We start from the raw sequence: 1,050 nt of genomic DNA on the forward strand, positions 1-1,050 counted from the left end.
TAGAGCATGCTGATTTTTAGCGGAATCGGGGATTCGCAAATCGGCTTGATCGTGATTCAAGATGCCTGCCGGGAGAAGGCGGCCGGCAGGGATGACGCGACCTTACTCGGAAGACCTTCGCGAGCGGGCTCTGGCGCGGTTCGATGCCGGTGAGAGCATCCGTTCGATCGGCGCGGCGTTGCAGATTAGCCCATCCTGCGTGTCGAAATGGCGCAAGCTGAAGGCGCAGACCGGTTCGCTCGACCATGGCAAGATCGGCGGGCACAAGAAGCCGCGCCTGTCGGGCGAGGTGGCGGATTGGCTGCGCGAGCGTTGTCGGTCGGGCAGCTACACGACGCGCGGGTTGACGGCCGAACTGATGGCACGCGGGATCAAGAGCGACCGGCGCACGGTCTGGGTGTTCCTGCACGCCGAAGGGCTGAGCTTCAAAAAAAACCATGCTGCCGGCGGAGCAGGCCCGGCCTGACATCGCCCGCAAGCGCGCGCGTTGGAAGGCGCATCAGGCCAGGATCGATCCTCGTCGCCTGGTCTTCATCGACGAGACCTGGATCAAGACCAACATGGCGCCCTTGCGCGGCTGGGGGCCAAAGGGACAGCGCCTTCCGGCCCGCACGCCGCATGGCCACTGGAAGACGCTCACCTTCATCGGCGCACTCAGGATAGATCGCGTCGATGCACCGCTCGTCATCGACGGCCCGATCAACGGCGAGCTCTTCACCCTCTATGTCGAGCAGGTGCTCGTTCCGAGGCTCACGGACGGCGACATCGTCGTCCTCGACAACCTCGGCAGCCACAAGGGCAAGGCCGCACGCCGCGCCATCCGCAAGGCCGGTGCGCACATGCTCTTCCTGCCGCCCTACAGCCCGGATCTAAACCCGATCGAGCAGCTCTTCGCCAAGCTCAAGCACTGGATGCGTGACGCCGAGGCCAGAACCGTCGAGGCAACCTGGCGAAAGCTCGGCGACCTGCTCCACCTCGTCTCACCAACCGAATGCGCAAACTACCTCAAAAACGCAGGATACGCTTCCGTGTAAATGAAGCATGCTCTAG

At 63.5% G+C, this 1,050-nt stretch carries 1 protein-coding gene; it reads left to right on the forward strand.

Annotated features, from left to right (window positions below; genetic code table 11):
* The first annotated feature begins 91 nt into the window (after nt 1-91).
* A protein-coding gene (locus tag AC1RRW_RS22280; RefSeq protein WP_492903906.1) for an IS630 family transposase occupies nt 92-1,034 on the forward strand; the annotation gives its coding sequence in 2 pieces (ribosomal slippage) (nt 92-427 and nt 429-1,034; 942 coding nt in all).
* Nucleotides 1,035-1,050 lie beyond the last annotated feature (16 nt).

It is taken from the genome of Allobosea sp. GW821-FHT12C12, assembly GCF_058807355.1.